Raw genomic sequence first — 22194 nt, 5'->3', positions numbered from 1 at the left:
CTGGGTCCGAGAGACCAGGGTCCGAGCGAGCCGCGCGAAGTCCGGGCCACGGTCCGATGCCGTGAACCGGCCCGCCTGGTGGCATGAACGGCATGCTTCGCATCGAAGGCCTCACCAAGCGGCACGGTTCGCGCCTCGTCCTGTCCGACGTCTCCTTCCGGGCCCAGCCCGGCCGGGTGACGGCGTTCCTCGGGCCGAACGGGGCGGGCAAGTCGTCGACGTTGCGCATCCTGCTCGGGCTGGATCATCCGAGCGGGGGGCACGCCCTGATCGACGGCCAGCCGTATCGGAGACTGCGCGAGCCCTTGCGAACGATCGGGTCGTTGCTGGACGGTCCCGGCGCCCATCGCTCCCGCACCGCCCGCAACCACCTGACGTGGCTGGCGCGCGCGTCCGGCCTGCCCAAACGCCGTGTCGACGAGGTCCTTGAACGGGTCGGGCTCGCCGACGCCGGGCGCACCCGGGTCGGCCGGTTCTCCCTCGGCATGGGCCAGCGGCTCGGGCTTGCCGCCGCGCTCCTGGGCGAGCCGTCGGCGCTCGTGCTCGACGAGCCGGTCAACGGGCTCGACCCCGGCGGGATCCGGTGGATACGCGCCCTGCTCAGGGAGCACGCCGGTGCGGGCGGGACGGTGCTGCTGTCCAGCCACCTGATGAGCGAGGTCGCCGAGATCGCCGACGACCTCGTGATCATCGCCGGTGGACGGATCGCGTCCGCCGGCCGGTTCGACAAGGTCACCGCGGGCTACGCCACTCTCGAGGACGCCTTCTTCGCCCTCACCGCCGCCGGCCGGGCCGAGGAGGCACGATGACGCTCCTGCGCGCCGTCGCCGCCGAGCTGCCCAAGACCGCCTCACTACCGGCGTCGCTCGTCGCCGTCGCGATCACCGCGATCGGCTCGCTCGGGATCACCCTGCTGAACGCTTTCAGCGTCCGTAACGCGATTCAGTCCGGCCGGACCGATCTCGTCGGTTACACGTCTCCGGTGGAGGCCGCGTTCTCCGCCGCGCCGCTCGGCACGGTCGGCGCGGTGATCCTCGGCGTCGTCGTCATCAGCAGCGAATACACCGCCAACAGCTCCGAGTTGGGCGGTGGCCGGCAGATCACCACGACCCTCACCGCGACGCCGCGGCGGCTTCACGTGCTGATCGCGAAGGCGGTTTCGGTAGTGCTCCTGACGGCGGTGACGGCCGCGGTCACGATGCCCGCCTGCCTGACCGTCGCGCACCTCGTGGTCGGCGGCGCGGCCGCAGCATCCGATGACCTCACCGACACGATCGCCCGATCCGTCGGCGCCGCCCTCTATTGGCTGCTCACGGCACTCATCGCCGTGAGCGTCACGGTGCTCACCCGCAGTGGCGTCATTCCGCTGATCTTCCTCATCGTCAACAGTTCGCTGGTGTCGTTCTCGCTGCTTCTCACGAAGCTCACGCCGCTCGCCCGTTACCTGCCTGACCTCGCCGGGCTCACACTGTTCGCCCGCGGCCCTTTCGCGATGGATCATCCGCTCGGTCCGCTGCCGGGTGGCCTCGTCATGACCGCCTGGGCCGTCGGGCTGCTCACCGTGTCCGCCCTCGTTTTCGTGCGGCGCGACGCATGACACGCTCGCTCGGCGATGCGATCGCGGCGGAGATCGTCAAGCTCCGCGGCCTTCCCGCGGCCGTCGCCACCATGCTCGGCACCGTCGCCGCCGGCGGGGTTCTCGCCGCCGTGGTCACCGCGTCCACCGAGGGGGCCGACATCCTGCCGGTGACGATTCCGTTCCTGCAGATCGGCCCCATTCTTCTGGGCGTTCTCGCCGTCTCGACCGAGTACACCGGACACCAGATCCGCACCACCCTGATCGCGACGCCGAATCGGCTCGTGGTCCTGGCGGCCAAGTCCGTCGCCTATCTCGCCGCTTCGATGATCACGAGCGTCGCCGCGCTCGGAGCCGCTCTCGCGTCCGCCCGTGTCACCCCGGCCGGACACCACCCGCCGACTCGAATCGGCTGGCCGCCAGCCGGTGCGACGGCATACCTGGTGCTGATCGGATTTCTCGGGTTCGCGGTGACCGTCCTGGCCCGATCACTCGTCCCGCCCCTGGTCGCCATGCTCACGCTCGTGCTGATCGCCTCGCCGTTGCTGGCTGGGTTCACCGAGCACTCCCGCTGGCTGCCCGACCGAGCCGGCCGCTTGCTGTACCAGCCCGGGGCCGACGCCGTTCTCGCCCCGGGCACCGGCGCACTCACCCTGCTCGCCTGGATCACGGCTGTCGCCGTCCTCGCCATCGCGACGTTCCGCACTCGGGACGCCTGACATGCGTAACAGGCACGGCAGGCTGCTGTCCACATCGCAGAGTTGTCTCGCCCTACCACGCCGCTGGGCTTCGACGGCCAGTACACGGACGAGGAGAGCGGCTTCCTGTACCTCAGCGCGCGCTACTAAGACCCACGGACCGCCCAGTTCATCACTCTCGACCCGCTCGAGGTCCTGACCCGCGAGCCGTACGCCTGCGCCGCCGGAAACCCGCTGAGCAACGCCGACCCGTCAGGGCTGTTCTTCTCGGAACTGTTCGATCGGCTCAAGGACGCGGCCTGCTACGTCACCGGCCTGATCGGCGACCTCGTGAACGGTTACATCACGGGCCGATGCAGTGCGGCCGCCCTCAAGTCCGCCGTGCGAACATACGGTCTGTCACTGCTCGCCCTTCCGATCAGGGGTCTGTTCGGCACTTATAGGCGTTCTTGAAAACGCGAACTGGCCGGAGGCGACGTTACCGCCAACGACGTAGAACACGCTGTGCAGCACGGCCACGCCCGGCCCTCGGGTAGTGCCGGGGACGCCGACCAGCGGTTCGCCCGCCGGTCGTCGCGCTCCATCACGTCGACCGGTGGCTCACCCCCCGCCGTACCGCCAACCGCTCAGACCCGCCCGCCGAAGGCGGCCGCGGCGGCGTTGGCCCGCGGCGTGGGGAGGTCGGCCACCGAGCCTCACCCACCCGTCGCTGTCGGTGCGCCGCGAGCCGGTGGGAGCGATCAGCTGATCTTGCGCGGGGCCTAAGCTGCCAATCACCGCAATGCGGTCTTCGGTGGCCACAACCGCGCCGACCCGAGCGACGTGCCGCGGCTGCCATTGAATCCAGGCCGCCGAGACCCGGGGCCGGAGCGGCACAATTTGCGAATGCGCCGACTGGCTGACGGTCCTCCGACAAGCGGGCGTACTGAAATCGCCGCCCGAGCAATGGCCGTTTTGGTGATGATGGATGGCCGCACCCACCCCCTACTGTCGACGTACAGTCAGGGGAGAGTGACCGATGGTGGATAACCTCATCCGCGATCTACGCTTCATCTGCCGACTGACACTGTGCGTAGGTACTGGCGGTGTGGCTCTGGCGATCTTCTCTGCCTGCGCATTGCCGCCGCAGAGGCCCCCGGGATGGGCACATGACCTCAGCGGCGGCTGGTGTCCCATTTGTAATGGTGCCGTCCGTTGGACGTCCGACCACTCCCTGCGGTGTGTTAGCTGCGGATACTTTGCGGTCAATGTCTGCTTATGTGGCCTACTCACGGTGGCCCTGCCGCCCAAGGTGTTCGACCTTCTACCGTTCGGTGGCTGGGAATGTGCAGCGGATCGCCCTCATCTCCAGAGCTCAGATGCGCGTCTCTGTCCGAAATGCTGGACGATCCGCACAAGTGGCTGGTGCCCCTCTCACGGGGCGTTCGAGGTCAATGCTGCAAAACTATGTCGCTGCCACAACCTTTTCGTTCGTCTGCGCGGCGCCCGGCTATGGACTTGTGAGGCCTGTGGCACAAGGATCCCCGCATGAGCGACCTGTTGTCTTCGGCAGGCTCCGCGGCTGGCAAGATCGGTCGGTATTTCACCGTGGTCAGTGCGCTGCCCTCGGTGGTGTTCGTCTGCTACCTATTTCTACTGGTGAAGACGGGTGCGCTGAGCGGGCGGCCGTCCTGGTCGGGCGTGGTTGACCTCGCACCCAGCGACCTGCTGACGGTCAGTCTGGTGTCCTTCGTGGTCGCGCTGGCGTCACATCCCTTGCAGTTCGGGCTGGTTCAGTTCTTCGAGGGGTACTGGGGGACCTCCGCTCCGGCTCGCTGGTTCGCCCTGGTGCGGATGAACCATCACCGGCGGCGGTTCCTACAGATGGATACTCGCCTTGCCACCGGGCTGAATGCGATCCGGGCGGCGGATCTCGGGCCCAGCCTGGCGGTCGCGACTCCGACGACCATCGCGGACCTGATCGAGTCGGACGAGTTCAGCCGGGCGGTGAATGCCTACCCCGACGACCTCCGCTGGTTTCTGCCCACTCGACTCGGCAACGTGCTCCGCCGGTATGAGACAGCAGTGGGTGTGCCGTACGGCATCGGCATCCTTGAAGCGGCCCCCCGCTTGGCGATGGTCGGGCAGCCGCGCGAGGTCAGCTATGTCGAAGACCAACGCGTGCAGCTCGATCTGGCGGTCCGAACCTCCTTTCTCGGGGCAGTGGCGACACTGTTGACGGTCTTTTTCATGTGGCGACACGGTCCGTGGCTGCTGCTAGGTCTGGTGCCGTACTTGCTGTCGTACGTCGCCTACCGTGGCAGCATTGTCATCGCTCACGAATACGGAACGAGTCTCGCCGTCCTCGTGGACTTGAACCGCTTCGAGCTGTACGACCGTCTCCGGATCCGGCAGCCGGACAGTACCGACGACGAGATCGCCAACAACGAGCAGTTGATGAAGGCGTTTCGGCTCCATGCGAACGTTGACATTACCTATGCGCCGTGGAAGGGCACCGTGCCCGAAACTCCGGCGAACGCCGCGGAAGAGCCCACCACCGATTGAACGGCCGTCAATGTCTGGCACCATGTCCTGGTGTCCACCGGTCCGCGCCATCACCCCACCTCATCAGGTCTCTCTGGCAGCGACGAGCCTTCGGAGACAGCCGATGCGGAGGGCGCGACGCGGGGCCCGGACATCGCAGCGTTGGCTGCCTTGCAGCGAGCCGCCGGGGCCGAAAGACGCTGGTTTCGGCCCCAGACCCGGGGCCAGGCGGAGCGGGCGGACGCAGCGTCCGAGCAGCCACCGCGCCTGCGTGACCAGCTCTTGTGGCTCTGGCCTGGCCTCGGCATCGCGATAATTTTCCTGGCCGGAGAATGGGCCGGTCCACTGGGTTCGGTGCTTGCCGCTCTCGTCGGGCTCGTCGTCCTGGTGAACTTCGTCGGGGATCTCGAGCTGCGCCGTGGCGCCCGGCTATGGATCGCGGTCGCGGCGATCGTCCTAGGCGTTGTGACCATCCTCGGCAACCAGTACGGCGTCACCTGGCTCGGCGATCGCCCGGTCGCCGACGCGGCCACCAAGCCGTCGTCGCCTGCCGATCTGCGAGGGAAAGCATTCACGCAGAGCGACCTGCCGTCCTCCTTGAAGGGGGCCGGGCTTGTCGGCGCCACGCTGGACGGGCTCGACCTGTCCGACCGGAGCCTGGACGCAGCCGACGCCCGGGCGGCGTCGTTTCGCGGTGCGACGATGATTCGTACCGGCTTCGGCGGAGCCGACCTGCGGGGGGCCAATCTTTCCGGCGGACGGCTGCGTGGCGCGGACCTGCGCGATGCGGACCTGCGCGGGGCGAGCCTCACCGGTGCGGACCTGACTGACTCCGATCTCCGTGGTGCCTGTCTGGTCGGGCTGGACCTCACCGGGGTCACCCTGCTCCGAGCGGACGCCGATGGTGCCGCTGTCGCAGGCGTGATATTACCGAGTATCTCCCGAGCTCAGACCTCGCATTGGCCGGCGACACCGGGCGCCTCTGCCGCATGCCGTTGACCCGGCGAGTAACCGGCCAGTTCTGTCCACATCGCGCCATGGCTAGCCTCGGGCAGCTCGGAGGGCTGTTCGGCACGTATCGGCGTTCTTGAAAATGCGAATCGTCGCCCCTGTTCGGTTCCGGGGCGGCGATCACGCGAAGGAGACCGCCGTGCTACGAAAAGCAGGAACCGCGGTAGTGCTGGCCGGAGCCATGGTCGGAGCCGGATTGCCGGCCACCCCCGCCCTGGCTGTCCCGGCCGCACCGGCCACCTCGAGCAGCGCGGCTCGGGCGATCACCCTCATCACCGGCGATGTCGTCTCGCTCGCCCCGGCCGGCGACGGCCGATACGCGGCGACCGTCCGCCCGGCGCCGGGCCGGGAGAGCATCTCGTTCCGCACCACCGAGGCCGGCCACGGCCTGCAGGTGCTGCCGCTGGACGTGGTGCCGATGGTCAAGAGCGGGCAGCTGGACGCCGAACTGTTCGACGTCGAGCATCTGCTCGCCGAGGGCTACGGCGACGCCGACAGCGGCACACTCCCGCTGATCATCCAGTCCCCGGGCGCGAGCGCACTGCGTACCGTCCGGACGCCGCTGCCGAGCCTGAACGCGGTCGCCGTGCGGGTCGACAAGAAGACCTTCTGGCAAAGCCAGAAGAGCGCTCGCACGACCGCGACCGGCAAGATCTGGCTGGACGGCAAGGTCAAAGCCGCGGCCCCGGAGAACATCGAGCAGATCGGCGCGCCGGCGGCCTGGCAGGCCGGCTTGACCGGTACGGGCGTGAAGATCGCCGTCCTGGACACCGGCATCGACGCCACCCACCCGGACCTGGCCGGCAGGATCAGCGCGGCCGAGGACTTCAGTGGCAGCGAGAACACCGTCGACCACTTCGGGCACGGCACGCACGTGGCGTCGATCGCGGCCGGCGTCGCCCCTGGCGCGCAGCTGCTGGTCGGGAAGGTGCTCGACGACAGCGGCACCGGGTACGAGTCGGGGATCATCGCCGGCATGCAGTGGGCCGTGGACAGCGGCGCCAAGGTGGTTAACATGAGCCTGGGCGGCTCCGCGACCGACGGCACCGACCCGATGAGCGAGGCGGTCAACCAGCTCAGCAGCGACGCGCTCTTCGTGGTCGCCGCCGGCAACGAGGGCGGCGACTACACGGTCGGTACGCCCGGGGCGGCGACCTCGGCGCTGACCGTCGGCGCGGTCGACCGCAACGACGAGCTCGCCGAGTTCTCCAGCCGTGGCCCGCGCCTGATCGATCAGGGACTCAAGCCGGAGATCACCGCGCCCGGCGTGGACATCGTGGCGGCCCGCGCGGCCGGCACCACGATGGGCCCGCCCGTCGACGACCTGCACACCACCGCGTCCGGCACCTCGATGGCCACCCCGCACGTGGCCGGCGCGGCCGCGATCCTGGCCCAGGAACACCCCGACTGGTCCGGTCCCTACCTGAAGGACGCCCTGGTCAGCACGGCCAAGACCGGAACGTCCGCGACCGTGTACGGCCAGGGCGCCGGCCGGGTCGACCTGCTCCGGGCCACCACCCAGACGGTGACCGGAACCGGGGTAGCCGACTTCGGCCTCGAGGCGGTCGGCCGCTCAGTGACGTACAGCAATGGTGGGCCCTTGCCGTTGACCTTGACCTTGTCCTCGAGTCTGAGCGTGGTCAGCGCGGCCAAGACGGTGACCGTTCCGGCCGGCGGCAGCGCCAGTGTGCCGCTGACCCTCAATCGCAACGGCAGCGCGAAGGGTGTGCTGGGTGGCTGGCTGACCGCCACCGGTCCCGGCGGCGTGCTGGTCACCACCGCGCTCGGCGCCACCATCGACCCGCCGCACCACCGGGTCACCTTCACCGCCGTCGGCCAGGACGGCAAACCCACCGGCGTGCCGGTGTTCCAGATGTTCGGCGACGACCAACGGTTCGACACGCTGGGCTACCTGGGCAGCGGCGAATCCGGCTGGGTCGACGTGGCCGAGGGCGACTACCTGGTCGACGCCACCCTGGCGGTCGGCACCGGCCTGCACCCCGAGGACACCCTGGTCACCATCCCCGAACTGCACATCGACAAAGACATGACGGTCGTGCTGGACGCCCGCAAGGCCAAGCCGATCAAGATCGAGACGCCGAAGCCGGCCCAGCAGCAGGCGGTGCTCAGCTACTACGTGCACCGGGTCACCGGCACCGGCCGGCAGATCGCCAACGGCTTCATGGACTTCAGCGCCACCGAGAAGGTCAACGTGACGCCGACCGCCCCGCTCCGCAAGGGCAGCTACGAGTTCTCGTCGCGCTGGCAGCTGGTCGCCCCGTTCGCCCGGGCGGTCGTGCCGTCGGCCGGAACGTACGACCTGCGCGCGATGCCGACCTCGCCGGTGTTCACCGGCACCCGGCACTACCCACTCGCCTTCTCGCTCAGCGGACCGGTCAAGGGCAAGGCCGTCGTGCTCGCCGCCGACGGGGACGACTACGAGAAGGTGCAGCAGGCGGCGGACGCCGGCGCGGCCCTGGTGCTGCTGGACCGCGGCCCCGAGTCGGCGGCCTGGACGGTGTGGGACCCGTCGGCGTCGCCCGAGGACCGGCTGCCGATCCCGGCGTTGCTGATCGCCGACGACGCCGCCAAGAAGATCCAGGCCAAAGGCAAGACCGTCGACCTCACGATGACCCCGAACAGCCCCTATCTGTACGACGTTCTCCAGGTCTCCACCGGCCGGGTGCCCGACCAGATCGTGCACCGGGTCAGCACCGCCAACTCGTACCGGATCACCAGCCGATACGCCCACAACGGCGGCCTCGGCTGGGTGCGCGAACAGCGCTTCGGCTGGCGCCCGTGGCAGGACTACGCGTGGAACGACCAGCAGCGCGCGGTAGCCACCCCGTCCGTCCGCGAGGAGTGGATCTCGGCCGGCGACAGCATCTGGCAACACCACGTCCACCAGGAATACCCGTGGGGCGACCTGGGATCGGCCCTGGACACCGGCTTCGCCGACCAGCCGCGTTCCTACCCGCGCCCCGGCACGGCCACCGAGACGTGGGCCGCGCCGGTGGTCCGCCCAGCAACCCCTGCTGGCTACACAAACAAGCGCACAGGCGACGTCCTGAACCTGCGCATAGCCGACTTCGTAGACGCGAGCGACAGGCACTTCACCATCGACGAGGCCGACCAGTCGAATGCCCGCCTCTACCGAAACGGCACGCTGATCACCGAGACCCGAGACGCCTGGCGCGACATCCCGATCCCACCCGGCGCGGCAACCTACCGCCTGGCGCTGACCACGGCCCGGTCAGGCAACGAGTGGCAGTACGCCCGCCCAACCAGCACCGAGTGGACGTTCCACTCATCGAAGCCCGGCACCCTGCCGTTGCTCCAGATCGGATACGAGGCCCCGGTCTCCCTGACCGGCACGGCGACGACCTGGCCCCACCTGCTCGGCGTCACTGTCCCCGGAGCCCGCACGGTGACCGTCGCCCTCTCGACCGACGAGGGCGCGACCTGGAAGAAGGCGCCCGGCCTGGGCGGAAAGTTCGTGGTGCCGTCCGGCACCGGCACGGTGTCGCTGCGAGTAACCGCTACCGACCGAGCCGGCAACTCGGTGACCCAGACCGTGCTCCGCGCATACGGGAGGGCATAACCAAATCCGAGCCGCGTTTGGCCGCTCATGGCGCCAAGCGCGGCTCGGCTGTCTATCCCCCCAGCACGCCGATTCAGCTGCATATCATGCTTGGGCCATGACGACCCGCGCCAACACCGGCACCGGACCTGGACCAATTACGCCGGACGGCTGTGCAGTCGCCTTCTACGTCCTCCTCCCGCCAACAGGCGAGGCTGAGATCACGCACCAGGCGATCCCACTCGGCAGTAGTGTCCTGGAACTCGGCTGTGGCACAGGCCGCACCCTGCGGCGACTTGCCGAGCTTGGCCACCCCACGTTGGGCGTGGACGAGTCCCCGGACATGCTGGTTCACGCGGCGGATCTGGATACGGTCTGCTCACCGATCCAGACCCTGGACTTACGCCGGACCTTCGACGCCGTGCTGCTGGCCAGCACGCTGATCAACACACCGGACCCGGGACTTCGCACCGCGATGCTCAAGACGGCACGACGCCATACCGCGCTGGGCGGGTCCATGATCATCCAACGCCATCCGCTGGACTGGTTCGACACGCTCGTCCCGTCCAGCGCCGAACGTGACGGCATTTGCTACACCATCGCCGCCGTGCACCGCGACGGCCCGCTCCTCACCGCCACCATCGAGTACCGGGCCGACAGTCGCCCATGGACACACACCTTTACCGCCTGCCGTCTCACCGACGACGACCTTGCGTCTGCCGTCCATAACGCCGGATTCGAGGCCATTCGCTGGCTTGCCGAAGATCACTCCTGGGTGGCCGCGACCGCCACCTGACCCGCCACGCATTGGTCCCGGGCGGCACGTTGAGTGTCGGCAACTACGCTGACTCAGATGTACGGATACGGCGGTCGGCCGGCGCCGCTCAGCCAGCGGTGGTTCCTCTACCGCGGCGTTATGGAGTAGCGGCCGATGCGGTTGGTCGGCACCCGGCCGGAGTGGCTGGCGACGGTTCCGTACCGGGCGGCCGGGCCCGGCGGCGTTCCGCAGAACGTTCAGCTCGGGGTCGAGCGACTGCCGGTCGACAGGCTTCCGGCCGGCTGCGACGCGCTGATCGCCGCCGGGGACCTGCAGGGGGTCGCGCCTTCGCCACTCGGCGGGGATCCGGTGCTGCTCGGCATCGCGCTCGCCGACTATCTGGGGGTGTGGGCGGAGAGCGGGCTGCTGCCGCCGGCCGGCCGGGTCGGCGTGCTGCTCACCGGGGATCTGTACTCGGCTCCCGGCGCCGACCGGCGTGGTGCGTCCGGCGCGGTCCTCGACGTCTGGCTGGCCTTCGCTGCCGCGGGATGCTCGATGGTGTTCGGGGTGGCCGGCAACCACGATGAGGTGACCGCCGGACAGGTGGCGGAGCTCGGCCCGGACGTCGCGCTGCTGGACGGTGACCGCCGGAGCTTCGGCGGCGTCACGGTCGCGGGGATCTCGGGGATCGTCGGCGACCCCGGGCGCGCCCTGCGGCGTACCGAGAAGGATTTCCTCGCGCTCGCCGGGAAGCTCACCAACCCGCCCCCGGATGTGCTGCTCCTGCACGAGGGGCCGACCGGCGACCGACCCGCCCAGCTCGGCCGGGCCGCGGTGCGCGGCGCACTGGAACGGCGCGCGCCGGCGCTCACGCTCTGCGGGCACGTGCACTGGGACGACCCGGTGGCGGTCCTCGGCGACGGGCACATCGTCAACGTCGATGCCCGGGTGGTCGTTCTGACGAGCTGATTCACTGGTGCGCGTCGTTGTTAGACTGCGGCGCATGTCTGAGGTCTCCGATACCCAGGCGTTTCTGGATCCGGACGCGTCCCGCGAGTACCTGCGCTCGTGGAAGGAGAACGTTGACCGGACCGCTGCGCGGGCCGCCGCCATGACCGAACAGCTCGGGCGGCTGCGGGTCTCCGCGCGGGACGGCGACGGCCTCGCCGAGGTCACCATCGACTCCGCCGGGGTGCTGGTCAACCTCGAGCTCTCCGACCGCATTCACCGCTTCGAGCCGCGGGCGGTGGCCCGTGCGGTGATGACCGCGCTGCACGAGGCCCGGGCCAAGGCCGCCGATCGGGCGCACGAGATCGCGGTCGAGACGATGGGCCCGGATTCGCTCTCGGCGCGCACCACCGCCGACCGGATGCGCCAGGCGCTGGAGCGTCCGGCCGACGAGGACGAGTAAGGGGTACTGACGTGTCGGATGCCTTTCAGGTGGACTCGGCACAGCTGTTCCGGCACGCCGCCAACGTGCGGGCCGTGCGCGACCAGCTCGCCGCGATCAAGGGCGCCAGCAGCGCGATCTCGCAGGACGACCGGGCGTACGGCCTGCTGTGCGGGTGGATGTCGGCGATCCTCGAACGCCGGCACGCCGGCCAGGACAACCTCTACGCGTACGCCGAGGAGAACCTGCAACTGCTGGCGGACGCCCTCGACGCCACCGGTCGCGACTACGACGCCGTCGACGGCAACGCGCAGAGCACCATCCGGGCTGCCGGCGGGCTGGGCTGACCATGGTGTCGAACTCCTCGCTGGTGGCCACGTCGACGACCACCCGGACCGCGTACACCGGCATCTCGCTTGCCGACGGCTTCCAGGGTCTGCAGCAGTCGGTCCAGGGCGGTAGTTGGGTGGACGGGCTGCTGGCCGGCGGGTCGCTGGTGGGTGACGCCGCGGCGACCGTGATCGACCCGTTCAGCGCGCTGCTGGCCAACGGCCTGGGCTGGGTGATGGAGCACTTCGAGCCGCTGCGCGACGTGCTCGACAGGCTGGCCGGCATCCCCGACCAGGTGGTGGCGCACGCGCAGACGTGGGCCAACATGGCCGGCGCGCTGCAGGCCATGGCCGCGGATCTGCACGCGAACCTCGCCGCCGACCTGCCCGACTGGGGCGGTGCCGCCGCCGACTCGTACCGATCGATGATGGCCAACAACGTGGACGGCCTCGGCGGCCTCGCGGTGCTGGCCGACACCATGTCGGCGGCCACCCGGGCGGCCGGCAACCTGGTCCAGTTCACCCGCGACATCGTCCGCGACCTGATCTGTGACCTGGTGGCCCGGGTGATCGTGTGGGCCGCCGAGGCGCTGGCGATCGTCACCATCCCGCTGGTAACCGCGCAGATCATCGCGGCCGTCGCCAAGTGGTGCAGCCGCATCTTCGGCTACACCGGCGCCCTGATCACCAGCCTGCAGAACCTCTCCGCCCTGATGGAGGACTGACCGGTAACTGCCGTCAGCGGTTGCCGCCTCGGAAGATGCGCAGGAAGAACAGGAACACGTTGAGGATGTCGAGGAAGATCGACGCGGCCAGCAGGGGTGCCGACTCGAGGTCGGAGGATCGGCGCAGGCGCTGGAAGTCGAACATGATGAAACCCGCGAAGATCAGCAGGCCGAGTACGGAGTAGATGAGGCTTCCGTACGGGATGTTCACGAAGATCAGCACCACGCCGAAGATCAGCAGGGCCAGCAGGGCCCAGAAGCACGTTCGGGCGAGGGCCGTGAGGTCGCGGCGGGTGGCGAAGCCGGCCGCACCGAACGCGGCGACGAACAGCGCCGTCGCGGCGCCGGCCTGCCACAGTGCCTGCGGGTCGGTGCTGGCGTAGTAGACCAGGGTTGGTGCTACCGCCACCCCCATCAGCAAGCCGAACGCTCCGAGTAACGCTACCGTCGTCTGCCGCGATCGGCGGACGCTGAACTGCATGCCGATCAGGGCCGCGAGCGCCGCGAGGTACGCGAGGAAGGCGATGCCGCCCGGAAAGTTGCGACCGAGGTACGTGCCGAGGGCGAACAGGCCGGTGGTCGCCGCGACATAACCCATCGTCTGTGCGAACAGCGTGTGGCCGCGGTCGCGAACGGCCGGCCCGGCCGCATAGGTCTCGGTCATCGCGGTCTCCCGTGGTTCCGGATGGTCTGACCCATCACTGTGAACCGCCGCGAATGTGCGGACATCCTTCGCCGGGGATGGTCAGGCGGAGAGGGCCGGGTCGAGGTTTGAAGCCGTCCAGGTCCAGCAGCATGACGGCGGCGTGGCTGCCGCGCTTCGCTCGTTCCACCGCGAGGGTGGTGCGGTCGCGCAGCAGCATCCGGTTGGCCAGGCCGGTCAGGCCGTCGTGGAAGGCCATCCGGTGCAGGTCGACGGCGATCTCGGCCGGCATGTCGGCCAGGTTCAGGGTGCCGGTCAGATCCTCCGGCGGGGTGCCGGCCTCGGCCACCACCCGCTCGCCGTCCTCGTCGATCAGGGTGACGACCGCCCAGCGGCCTTGTCAGCCACCCACGCCAGCGTCGTGATCAGGAAGAACGCCATGTTGAGCAGGAACAGCCAGCGGATCCGGCCGCCCAGGCTCCTCGGCGGGCCGAGCTTTCGCCAGAACGCCTTCACCCTCTAACGATCGTCTGATCCTCTGCGGGGCTGAGCCGCCGGCGGCGGGAACCGAGGGTGAAGGCGACCGCGCCCAGCGCGGAAACCACCCCGCAGAGCAGCAGCGTCGTGCGGTAGCCGAAATGCTCGACGGCCAGGCCGGACAGTACGCCGGAGACCAGCAAGCCGGCGGTGGACGCGTTGGCGAACAGCGTGGTGGCCCGGCCGGTCGCGGGAGCGAGAAGGTCCTGGAAGTAGCGGATGCCGGCGGCCCCGACGATGGCGATTCCCACCCCGCGCAAAGCCTGCCCGATCACCAGCATCGCCATGCCCGAGGACACCACGGTCAGGGCGTAGTAACCGACGAAGGAGCCGAAGCCGCCGAGGATCAGGGCCCGCTGGCTCACCCGGGCCGGGGCCATGGCCAACCCCAGCGTGGCGACCACCTCGACCGCGGCACAGACGCTGAAGAGTACGCCGATCGAGGCGGGCTGCTGATGCAGAGCGCGGGTGACGAACAGTGGCAGCGCCAGCCCGCCCGCGAACATCGCGGTGAAGAACAGGGTGACGCTCACGATCAGCAGGACCGGGGTGCGGCCCGGCGACGAGCCGGTCACCAAGACCGGCCCGGGCCGCGGCACCACGAAGACGGTCAGTGCGGATCCGAGGAACACCACGGCGGCCGTCCACATCAGCCACGAGTAGCCGCCCCGGGACAGCACGAGCGCACCCAGCAGCGGCCCGACCGCCCACGCGAGGGACCAGGCCGAGCGCAGCAGCGGGGCGGACCGCTGGCCGGCGGTGCCCTCGCCGAGCACCGAGCGGGCCAGGGTGAACAACTGCGGGAAGGCCGCGCCCATCGCGCCGAGCACGGTCGCCGCCATCAGCAACAGCACCGGAAAGCTGGACACCCGGGGGAGCAGCAGGTAGCCGCCCGCGCCCAGCAGGGTCACCACGATCGCGTACGCCCGGGCGGGCCGGCGGTCGAACGCCCGGCCCAGCCACCAGCTGATCGTGATCCCGCCGATTGCCGACGTCGACGCCCACACGCCGATCTGCAGCGGCGTCAGGCCGACCACGTCGGCGGCGAACAGCACGATGTACGAGTTGACCATCGAGTCGGCGATGCCCAGCAGGAGTACGGCGGCGACGAGCGCGAGGAAGGGCACCTGATCTTCGTACCGGTCGAGCCTTCCGGGCGACACCGATTAAAACCGGTCGAACCTTTTGCGGCGGCTGTGCGTGATCTGTGAGGTGAGCGGGAAACGGGTGGCCGGCTTGGATGGTCTGCGTGGCCTCTGTGCCCTGTATGTGCTTTTGTTCCACTGTTGGGCGTACACCTTCCGGGGTTTTCCTCGTTATCGCGGCCCGGACTGGCTGAGCTGGCTGGGTTTCGGCCGGCTCGCCGTGGTGTTGTTCCTGGTCCTGTCGGGGTTTTCGCTGGCCATGTCGGCCGCCCGGAACGGGTGGCGGCTCGGCGGCCTCGGCCGGTACGTCCGGCGGCGGGCCTGGCGGATCCTGCCGGCCTATTGGGGTGCGCTGGCGTTCAGCCTGGTCATCGCGTGGTTCGTGGTGCCCCAGCCGCACAATCCGGAGCCGACGGCCAAGTCGGTGGCGGTCTTCACCCTGCTGCTGCAGGACCTGATCCCGGCGCCGACGCCGAACGGCGCCTTCTGGTCGATCAGCGTCGAGGTGCTGCTGTACGGCGCGCTTCCGCTGCTGCTGGTGCTGTGCCGGCGGTTCGGCCCGGCGGTGATGCTGGCCGTCGTCACGCTGCCGGTGGTGGTGGTCGGGTTCGTGGTCTTCGACGGATCGCCGCCGACCGGCGACAACTGGCTGACCCCGCACCTCGTGCCGGTCTTTGCGGCCGGGGTGGTGGCGGCCGGGGTGGTCGCGGCGGGGGACCGGTTCCGCCGGCTGCCCTGGCTGCTGATCTCGGTGCTGGCGGCGGTGCCGGTCGGCGCTCTGATCCTGCATCAGGGCGTGCGCTGGTTCACCGGCCACTACTACTGGGTGGACATGGCGATCGCGCCGGCGATGACGGCGTTCCTGCTGGCGATCGTGAGCGGGCGGCCCGCCGTACTGATCCGGCTGCTCGACTCGCGGCCGCTGGAGCGGCTGGGCTCTTTTTCCTACAGCCTCTATCTGATCCACCTCCCGATCGTGGTCGCGATCAGCCTGAAGCTGGTCGCGCCGCGACTCGGGCACGGGGTCGCCGCGTTCCTGGTCACGACCGTGCTGGGCGGCGGGCTGTCGCTGGTCGGCGCGTGGTTCTTCGCGCGGGTGTTCGAGTTCCCGTTCCAGCGGTACCGCTCGTGGGCCGAGATCCGGGCGACCGAGGACCGGCGGGTGCTGGTGGGCTGATTTTTCGAGAAAGTGCCACCGTCAGCTCGGTTAAGTGCGTACCTTCGGCGGCGAAACGGACATTTCGCTCAACGGGGGATTTTGGTGCGACGTTTTTTGATGGTGGCGACCGTTGTGGTCGCGAGCCTGGGCATGGTGCCGGCGCAGGCCGAGGCGGCCGGCCCGGACACCCGGTTCACGGTGATCGCCACGACGCAGGGGCCGGCCAAGGATGATTTCGACACCTTCCGCCAGCTGTACGAAAAGCAGCGGAAGCAGTACGGGGGCGGCCCGATCGGCATCCGGCTGTTCAGCCCCGGGCTCCTGCCACTGCCCGGTGACAACAACATGCCCGGCAAGCTGCTGGCCTGGGCGGTCGCGAGGCACCCCGACGAGGCGATCACGGTGTCGCACAAAACCCGCGACGACGCTCGGCTTCGCGCGCTGCTGGACTGGGCGAACACCAAGCACGTACGCGTGTCGATCATCTACTTCCACGAGGTGCAGGACAACTGGGCCAAGCACCACGACGCCCGCGCCAAGCCGGAGGTCTACCTCGAGACCTACCGCGCCTACCGCAAGATCATCCAGGCCCACCCGGCCCGTCCGCTGATCACGCTCGAGAAGAACCTGATGTGGTTCTGGCAGCACTACAGCGTGGCCAAGCAGGGCGGCGACTGGCGTCTGTTCGTCGAGAAGAAGAACGACCCGGCCGACCTCGTCTCCTGGGACACCTACGTGTTCCCGGGCATGCCGACCGCGCAGGGCCGTTACGCCACTCCGGACGAGTTCTTCCGGTACGCCCGCGACGTCTGGCGGGAGACCGGCAAGCCGTGGGCGGTCGGCGAGATCGGCACCACCGTGCAGGACGGCACCGGCCCCTGCGCCGAGAAGAACTGGGACCCGAAGGCCGAGAAGTTCACCGCCTGGGTCAAGGTCATCACCGCGGCCGCGAGCAACCCGTCCACCATCGGCCCCGAATACCGGGGAATGCCGGCCGCCCTGTTCATGAAGTGGTGGGCCGGGCCGGACGCCAACGCCTGCGACCAGAGCCTGGATCAGGCCCCGGCCGCGGTGGCGTTCTATCGCGGGCTGATGCCCTTGCCGTGATCGAGGTCACTCCATTACGGTCACGCCAAGTCGTCGGGGGAACACCGAACAAGGGCGCTGACCATGATCGAGCATTTGCACGCCGTCCTGCGGATGCACCAGATCGGGATCATCAATCTGTCGCGTCCGCGGCGGCTGCTGCGCGCCGCCGTGAACAACGCCCGGCTCGGCCCGCAGGCCGCTCTGATCATGAAGGCGGCCGCCGAGCACCCGGACTTCCCGGCGGTGACCGACGACCGGGGGACCCTGACCTACCGGGAGCTGGACGAGCAGTCCAACGCCCTGGCCCATGCCCTGAAGGAGCTGGGCCTGCCGGACCGGGCGGTGGTCGGGGTCCTGGCCCGCGACCACCGCGGTCTGCTGCTGGCGATCAGCGGCACCGCCCGGGCCACCCTGCGCCTGGCGCTGATGAACACCGGCCTCGCGAAGCAGCAGTTCGCCGAGGTGGTGGCCCGGGAGAAGGTCCGGGTGGTGCTGTACGACAGCGAGTTCGCCGACCTGGTCGAGGGCCTGCCGGACGACATCCCGCGCTACCTGACCTGGGGTTCGTCCACGCCTTCTATTTCGGACACGACTCTCGACGAGTTGATCGCGGCGCACCCCGTCACGCCGCTGCCGCTGCCCGACCGGCCGGGTGGGTTCATCATCCTCACCAGCGGCACCACCGGACTGCCCAAGGGCGCGCCCCGCACCAAGGTGTCGCCGCTGGCCAGCGCCCTGATCGCGGACCGCATCCCGTTCCCGCGGCAGGGTGCGGCGGTGTTCGCGTCGCCGCTGTTCCACAGCACCGGCTTCGGTGCCTGGACGGTCGGGCTGTCGCTGGCCAACCACGCCGTGCTGCTGCGCCGCTTCGACGCCGAGAGCATCCTGGCGGCCATCGCCGAGCACCGGGCGCAGATGCTGGTCGCGGTGCCCACCATGCTCACCCGGATCCTCGCCCTCGGCCCGGAGGTCATCAGCAAGTACGACACGAAGTCGCTGAAGACCGTCTTCGTCGCCGGCTCGGCCCTGGCACCCGAGCTGACCAGCCGGTTCCACGAGGCGTTCGGCGACGTGGTCTACAACGTGTACGGCTCCACCGAGGTCGCCGTCGCCTCGGTGGCCCAGCCGGCCGAGGCCCGCCGAGCGCCCGGGACGGTCGGCAAGCCGCCGGTCACCGTGCACGTCGCGCTCTACGACGACCAGGACCGCCGGATCACCGGGGCCGGGGTGCACGGCCGGGTGTTCGTGCGCACCGGAATCCCGTTCGAGGGTTACACCGACGGCCAGCACAAGCAGGTCATCGACGGCCACATGGCCACCGGCGACCAGGGCCACTTCGACGCCGAGGGCCTGCTGTTCATCGACGGCCGCGACGACGACATGGTCATCTCCGGCGGCGAGAACGTCTACCCGGTCGAGGTGGAGAACCTGCTCGCCGAACGCGACGACGTGGTCGAGGTCGCGGTGATCGGCGTGGACGACCCGGACTTCGGCAAGCGCCTGCGCGCCTTCATCGTGCCCACCGACGACGCGGCCCGCGATCCCCAGGTGATCAAGGACCACGTGAAGGCGAGCCTGGCCCGCTACAAGGTCCCGCGCGACGTCGTGTTCCTGGACGCGCTGCCGCGCAACGCCACCGGCAAGGTGCTACGCCGCGATCTCCCGGTGGATTGATCCCCGGAAGACCGTCCAGTAGAAGACGCCGATCATGATGCCACCGCCGATGACGTTACCCACGGTGACCGGCACCAGGTTGTGCAGGAGGAAGTGCGACCAGGTCAGGTCGGCGAAATCGCCCCGGGAGAGGCCGGCGCCGCTCCAGAAGCCGGCGTCGGCATGGTCCTTGATCAGCAGCCCGAGCGGGATCATGAACATGTTGGCCACCGAATGCTCAAAACCCGTGGCCACAAAAAGGGCCACCGGCATGGTGACGGCCAGGATTTTGTCCGTGGTGGTACGGCCGGAGTACGCCGCCCAGACCGCCAGGCACACCATCAGGTTGCACAGGATGCCGAGCGCGACGGCCTGCACGTAGGTGTGCTGCACCTTGGTCAGCGCACTGTGCAGCACCACCGCGCCCCAGCCACCATTGGCGTTGCGCCAGACCCCGCCGAGATAGACCAGCGCCACCACGGTCAGTGCGCCCAGGAAGTTGGCGACGTAGACCACGCCCCAGTTCCGGAAGAGCTGACCCCAGGTGATGCGCCCACTGGCCCGCGCGGTCAGCGTGAGGGTCGACGAGGTGAACAGCTCGGCACCGGTCAGCACGACAAGCACCAGCCCGGTGGCGAACACGATGCCACCGACCACCTTCACCCCGCCCGACCAGGCCAGCCCGGTCGCCCCGACCTGGCTGGTCACGTAGAAGACGAACCCCAGCGCGATGAACGCCCCACCGGTCAGCCCGAGCAGGAACGATTTCAGCGGCTTGCTGGTGGCTTTGCCGTACGCGGCGTCCTCGGCCGCCTGAGCCATCTGCACCGGGCTGAGCATGGACATGCCGGGATCGTAGGCCGGTACCCCTCCCGTCCGGACGGGCCGAAAGTCACCCGGCCGGGTTCGGGGTCGCCCGTCCGGCCGACGAAATCAGCCGTTGCGGGGATCCATCACCGTCTCTGCCCGGACACAATGGGCCGCGCGGCGGAGGCAGACATCCGCCCCTTCACGGTGGAGTGCTTCGCATGAGCGGCTGGCAGCTGTCCGGCTACACGCCTGTTCGCCCGCTCGGCGCCGGCGCTTCCGGCAGCGTCGTGCTGGCGACCCACGACGCCTCGGGCACCGCTGTCGCGATCAAGTACCTGACGCCGGCCCTCGGCGACGACGCGTCGTTCCGCGACGCCTTCCGCAAAGAGGCCCGACTACTCGGGCAGATCAACGACCCCAACGTCTCCCGGCTGTACGAATACGTCGAGTCCGCCGAGGGCGCGGCGATCGTGATGGAGCTGGTCAACGGGGTGTCGCTGCGGCAGATGCTGCGCGAGCACGGCCCGACCACCCCCGAGGCGGCGCTCTGCGTGCTCAAGGGCTCCCTGGCCGGGCTGGGCGCGGCGCACGCCCACGGAGTCGTGCACCGCGACTACAAGCCGGAAAACGTCCTGGTCACCGGGGAGGGCCGGAGCAAGCTTGCCGACTTCGGCATCGCCACGTCGGTCGGCCAGGGCGCCGACACCATCGTCACCGGCACGCCGCGCTACATGGCCCCCGAGCAGTGGACCGGCCTCCCGGCCACCCCGGCCTGCGACATCTACGCCGCCACCGCCACCTTCTTCGAGTGCCTGACCGGCAAGCCACCGTACGACGGACCGAACCTGTTCGCCCTGCACGAGCAGCACGCGAACGCCCCGATCCCGACCGATCCCGCGCCCGCGGCGGTGCACGACCTGCTCCGGCACGGCATGGCCAAGCAGCCGACCGACCGGCCACAGCACGCCCTCGCCTTCATCGAGATCCTGGAGCGGGTGGCCGGCACGGCGTACGGCCAAGATTGGGAAAAGAGCGGGTGGGACGACCTGGCCCGGCGGGCCGCCCTGCTGGCCCTGTTGTGGCCTTTCCCGGAGCGTGCCGGCGGCGCCACCAGCCTGGCCACCACGACGCTCGGCGCCAGCCGGCCCGGGGTCGTCCGGCGCGGACGCAAGATGACCGCGCTGGCGGCCGGCGGCATTGTTGCGGCCCTGCTGGTCGGCGGGGCGGGGTACCGCTACGCCGCCGCCGAATCCCCGGACGTCGCGGACGGCCCGAAGAGCCCGCTCATCGTCGCTCCGGCGGTGGCCGGGCCGTCGAGTTCGGACCCCACGGTCTCGGCGGCGACGCCATCATCGGCTTCCTCAGCGCTGCCGTCGCCCTCCTCTGCCACACCGACCACCACGAACCCTGGCGACCCGGCGACGACCACCCCGGCGGACCCGGGCACCACCCCCACCACCCCGACGGCCCCGACCACCACCACGCCGCCGACGACCACCACCACGCCCACGCCGAGCCCGTCGACCAGCACCTCGCCGCCTCCGCCGGCCGACACCACCGCGCCCTTGGTGGGCACGGTCAGCGCGAGCCCGACCGGCCTGGAGGCCGAGAACTGCCAGTACGGCACCCGCACCAGCACCATCGCGGTCACCGTCTCCGACGACCAGAGCGACGCGGGGTCCCTGACGGTCAGCTTCACCTACGCCCTGAACGGCAGCACCTCGACCGTCGCGATGAAGTCCGCCGGGCGAGGCGCCTTCCAGGGAACGCTCGGCCCGCTGCCCGCACCGAAGTCGGCCACCCGGATTCCGGTCTACGCCAACGCCGCCGACGCCGCGGGAAACAAGACCCAATCCGCGAAACCGGTGTACGTGACCCTCACCAACGTCTGCACCCCCGGTTAGGAGCAGGCGTGACTCGCCCGCAGGACCCCTTTGACGACCGAGCGATGCCCCCGCCCGCCGACCCGTGGGCGACCATCGACCGCCCCGTCCCCACCGTGTACCTCGGCAACCCGGACACCACCGCCCACGTCGTCCCGCCCGCACAGCGGAGCGCGCCGCCGCCCGCCATCGAAGTGCGCTTCGGCCCCGGCGTGCCGGTCGCCGCTCCCAGCTGGCCGACCGCCCCCGCGGCCCCGCGCCGCCCGCGGTGGCGCCGGCTGGTGTCGATCCTCTCCAGCCTGCTGACGCTCGCCCTGGTCGTGGTGGTCGGCCTCTACCTGTGGCAGCGCCTCAGCCCACTGGTGGTGGAGAGCGCCACGGTGGCGGTGCCCAAGCCGGCCGGAAACAGCTGCGACGTCACCGTCAACGTGGTCGCCACCGTGCACACCAACGGCAAGAGCGGCACGATCCGCTACCAGTGGATCCGCTCGGACAACCCGCCGAGCGCGGTGCTGACCGAGCAGGTGGGCAGCGGCCAGCGCACGGCCGCCTTGACCCTGAAATGGACGTTCAACGGCGTAGGCACCACCACCGAGACCGCCACCCTGAACATCACCGAACCGACGCCCATGCAGGCCACCACCAAGGTCGCGTACCGCTGCCGCCGTTGATTTTCCTCCGGTTGA

The 22194-nt window shown here is 69.7% G+C and carries 21 protein-coding genes; 16 read left to right on the top strand and 5 right to left on the bottom strand.

Annotation, left to right across the window (positions count from 1 at the left end; translation table 11 throughout):
* Positions 1–92 precede the first annotated feature (92 nt).
* From Ate02nite_RS13980 to Ate02nite_RS13930, 11 genes are all read left to right on the top strand, one after another.
* Positions 93–809 (top strand): ABC transporter ATP-binding protein, encoded by a 717-nt coding sequence (locus tag Ate02nite_RS13980; protein WP_203805341.1) that lies wholly within the window; start codon positions 93–95, stop codon positions 807–809.
* Positions 806–1597 (top strand): hypothetical protein, encoded by a 792-nt coding sequence (locus tag Ate02nite_RS13975; RefSeq protein ID WP_203805339.1) that lies wholly within the window; start codon positions 806–808, stop codon positions 1595–1597. The genes Ate02nite_RS13980 and Ate02nite_RS13975 overlap by 4 nt, the downstream gene beginning before the upstream one ends.
* On the top strand, positions 1594–2295 hold the full coding sequence (locus tag Ate02nite_RS13970) for a hypothetical protein (RefSeq protein ID WP_203805337.1): 702 nt from the start codon (positions 1594–1596) through the stop codon (positions 2293–2295). Before Ate02nite_RS13975 ends, Ate02nite_RS13970 begins: the two co-directional genes overlap by 4 nt.
* Positions 2296–3801: 1506 nt before the next feature.
* Positions 3802–4818: a hypothetical protein gene (locus tag Ate02nite_RS13965; RefSeq protein WP_203805335.1), complete on the top strand. Its 1017-nt coding sequence runs from the start codon at positions 3802–3804 to the stop codon at positions 4816–4818.
* A gap of 30 nt (positions 4819–4848) precedes the next feature.
* Positions 4849–5796: a pentapeptide repeat-containing protein gene (locus Ate02nite_RS48740; RefSeq protein ID WP_239147391.1), complete on the top strand. Its 948-nt coding sequence runs from the start codon at positions 4849–4851 to the stop codon at positions 5794–5796.
* A gap of 151 nt (positions 5797–5947) precedes the next feature.
* Positions 5948–9409, top strand: coding sequence for a S8 family peptidase (locus tag Ate02nite_RS13955; RefSeq protein WP_239147390.1), 3462 nt, complete (start codon positions 5948–5950; stop codon positions 9407–9409).
* A gap of 97 nt (positions 9410–9506) precedes the next feature.
* Positions 9507–10184, top strand: coding sequence for a class I SAM-dependent methyltransferase (locus Ate02nite_RS13950; protein WP_203805333.1), 678 nt, complete (start codon positions 9507–9509; stop codon positions 10182–10184).
* Between the two features lie 135 nt (positions 10185–10319).
* On the top strand, positions 10320–11114 hold the full coding sequence (locus tag Ate02nite_RS13945; RefSeq protein WP_203805331.1) for a metallophosphoesterase family protein: 795 nt from the start codon (positions 10320–10322) through the stop codon (positions 11112–11114).
* A gap of 34 nt (positions 11115–11148) precedes the next feature.
* A complete protein-coding gene (locus tag Ate02nite_RS13940; protein WP_203805329.1) occupies positions 11149–11556 on the top strand; it encodes a YbaB/EbfC family nucleoid-associated protein in 408 nt (135 codons plus the stop codon).
* Positions 11557–11567: 11 nt separating this feature from the next.
* The gene (locus Ate02nite_RS13935; protein ID WP_239147389.1) at positions 11568–11882 is read left to right on the top strand and encodes a hypothetical protein; all 315 of its coding nucleotides are present in this window, start codon (positions 11568–11570) and stop codon (positions 11880–11882) included.
* 2 nt (positions 11883–11884) lie between these two features.
* A complete protein-coding gene (locus Ate02nite_RS13930; protein ID WP_203805327.1) occupies positions 11885–12589 on the top strand; it encodes a WXG100 family type VII secretion target in 705 nt (234 codons plus the stop codon).
* Positions 12590–12602: 13 nt separating this feature from the next.
* Here the strand turns inward: Ate02nite_RS13930 and Ate02nite_RS13925 are convergent, their stop codons facing one another.
* Genes Ate02nite_RS13925 through Ate02nite_RS13910 form a run of 4 tightly spaced genes read right to left on the bottom strand, consistent with a single transcriptional unit; the run spans position 12603 to position 14896 of the window.
* Positions 12603–13253 carry a Bax inhibitor-1/YccA family protein gene (locus Ate02nite_RS13925; RefSeq protein ID WP_203805325.1) on the bottom strand — a complete coding sequence of 217 codons (651 nt, stop codon included), beginning with the start codon at positions 13251–13253 and terminating at the stop codon, positions 12603–12605.
* Positions 13254–13287: 34 nt separating this feature from the next.
* Positions 13288–13584, bottom strand: coding sequence for a diguanylate cyclase domain-containing protein (locus tag Ate02nite_RS13920; protein ID WP_239147388.1), 297 nt, complete (start codon positions 13582–13584; stop codon positions 13288–13290).
* Between the two features lie 20 nt (positions 13585–13604).
* Positions 13605–13748, bottom strand: a complete 144-nt coding sequence (locus Ate02nite_RS13915; protein ID WP_203805323.1) for a hypothetical protein — start codon at positions 13746–13748, stop codon at positions 13605–13607.
* Positions 13745–14896 (bottom strand): MFS transporter, encoded by a 1152-nt coding sequence (locus Ate02nite_RS13910; protein WP_203805321.1) that lies wholly within the window; start codon positions 14894–14896, stop codon positions 13745–13747. Before Ate02nite_RS13910 ends, Ate02nite_RS13915 begins: the two co-directional genes overlap by 4 nt.
* 85 nt (positions 14897–14981) lie before the next feature.
* On the opposite strand from Ate02nite_RS13910, the gene Ate02nite_RS13905 reads away from it, so the two are divergent.
* The 3 genes from Ate02nite_RS13905 to Ate02nite_RS13895 all read left to right on the top strand — a co-directional run bounded on the left by Ate02nite_RS13905 (position 14982) and on the right by Ate02nite_RS13895 (position 18836).
* Entirely contained in the window at positions 14982–16091 is a 1110-nt protein-coding gene (locus tag Ate02nite_RS13905; protein WP_203805319.1) for an acyltransferase family protein, read from the top strand.
* 99 nt (positions 16092–16190) lie between these two features.
* The gene (locus tag Ate02nite_RS13900; RefSeq protein ID WP_203805317.1) at positions 16191–17180 is read left to right on the top strand and encodes a hypothetical protein; all 990 of its coding nucleotides are present in this window, start codon (positions 16191–16193) and stop codon (positions 17178–17180) included.
* 63 nt (positions 17181–17243) lie between these two features.
* On the top strand, positions 17244–18836 hold the full coding sequence (locus tag Ate02nite_RS13895) for an acyl-CoA synthetase (protein ID WP_239147387.1): 1593 nt from the start codon (positions 17244–17246) through the stop codon (positions 18834–18836).
* On the opposite strand, the gene focA is transcribed toward Ate02nite_RS13895, so the two are convergent.
* On the bottom strand, positions 18810–19661 hold the full coding sequence (focA, locus tag Ate02nite_RS13890) for a formate transporter FocA (protein ID WP_203805315.1): 852 nt from the start codon (positions 19659–19661) through the stop codon (positions 18810–18812). The two genes, Ate02nite_RS13895 and focA, sit on opposite strands and share 27 nt — an antisense overlap.
* A 182-nt stretch (positions 19662–19843) precedes the next feature.
* Here focA and Ate02nite_RS13885 point away from each other — a divergent pair, with 182 nt between their 5' ends.
* Both Ate02nite_RS13885 and Ate02nite_RS13880 read left to right on the top strand, forming a co-directional pair.
* Positions 19844–21529, top strand: a complete 1686-nt coding sequence (locus Ate02nite_RS13885) for a serine/threonine-protein kinase (RefSeq protein WP_203805313.1) — start codon at positions 19844–19846, stop codon at positions 21527–21529.
* A gap of 8 nt (positions 21530–21537) precedes the next feature.
* Complete coding sequence (locus Ate02nite_RS13880; RefSeq protein ID WP_239147386.1) at positions 21538–22179, top strand: hypothetical protein; 642 nt, start codon at positions 21538–21540, stop codon at positions 22177–22179.
* Positions 22180–22194 lie beyond the last annotated feature (15 nt).

The organism is Paractinoplanes tereljensis (assembly GCF_016862435.1).
In the GTDB taxonomy this organism is placed as follows: Bacteria; Actinomycetota; Actinomycetes; order Mycobacteriales; family Micromonosporaceae; genus Actinoplanes; species Actinoplanes tereljensis.
This window is presented reverse-complemented; position numbering and strand designations above follow the sequence as displayed.

Excerpts from the sequence above, each read along its gene's own strand:
- Ate02nite_RS13980 (WP_203805341.1), top strand. The coding sequence starts at position 93 with ATGCTTCGCATCGAAGGCCTCACCAAGCGGCACGGTTCGCGCCTCGTC.
- Ate02nite_RS13975 (WP_203805339.1), top strand. The coding sequence starts at position 806 with ATGACGCTCCTGCGCGCCGTCGCCGCCGAGCTGCCCAAGACCGCCTCA.
- Ate02nite_RS13970 (WP_203805337.1), top strand. The coding sequence starts at position 1,594 with ATGACACGCTCGCTCGGCGATGCGATCGCGGCGGAGATCGTCAAGCTC.
- Ate02nite_RS13965 (WP_203805335.1), top strand. The coding sequence starts at position 3,802 with ATGAGCGACCTGTTGTCTTCGGCAGGCTCCGCGGCTGGCAAGATCGGT.
- Ate02nite_RS13950 (WP_203805333.1), top strand. The coding sequence starts at position 9,507 with ATGACGACCCGCGCCAACACCGGCACCGGACCTGGACCAATTACGCCG.
- Ate02nite_RS13945 (WP_203805331.1), top strand. The coding sequence starts at position 10,320 with ATGCGGTTGGTCGGCACCCGGCCGGAGTGGCTGGCGACGGTTCCGTAC.
- Ate02nite_RS13940 (WP_203805329.1), top strand. The coding sequence starts at position 11,149 with ATGTCTGAGGTCTCCGATACCCAGGCGTTTCTGGATCCGGACGCGTCC.
- Ate02nite_RS13930 (WP_203805327.1), top strand. The coding sequence starts at position 11,885 with ATGGTGTCGAACTCCTCGCTGGTGGCCACGTCGACGACCACCCGGACC.
- Ate02nite_RS13925 (WP_203805325.1), bottom strand. The coding sequence starts at position 13,253 with ATGACCGAGACCTATGCGGCCGGGCCGGCCGTTCGCGACCGCGGCCAC.
- Ate02nite_RS13900 (WP_203805317.1), top strand. The coding sequence starts at position 16,191 with ATGGTGGCGACCGTTGTGGTCGCGAGCCTGGGCATGGTGCCGGCGCAG.
- Ate02nite_RS13895 (WP_239147387.1), top strand. The coding sequence starts at position 17,244 with ATGATCGAGCATTTGCACGCCGTCCTGCGGATGCACCAGATCGGGATC.
- focA (WP_203805315.1), bottom strand. The coding sequence starts at position 19,661 with ATGTCCATGCTCAGCCCGGTGCAGATGGCTCAGGCGGCCGAGGACGCC.
- Ate02nite_RS13885 (WP_203805313.1), top strand. The coding sequence starts at position 19,844 with ATGAGCGGCTGGCAGCTGTCCGGCTACACGCCTGTTCGCCCGCTCGGC.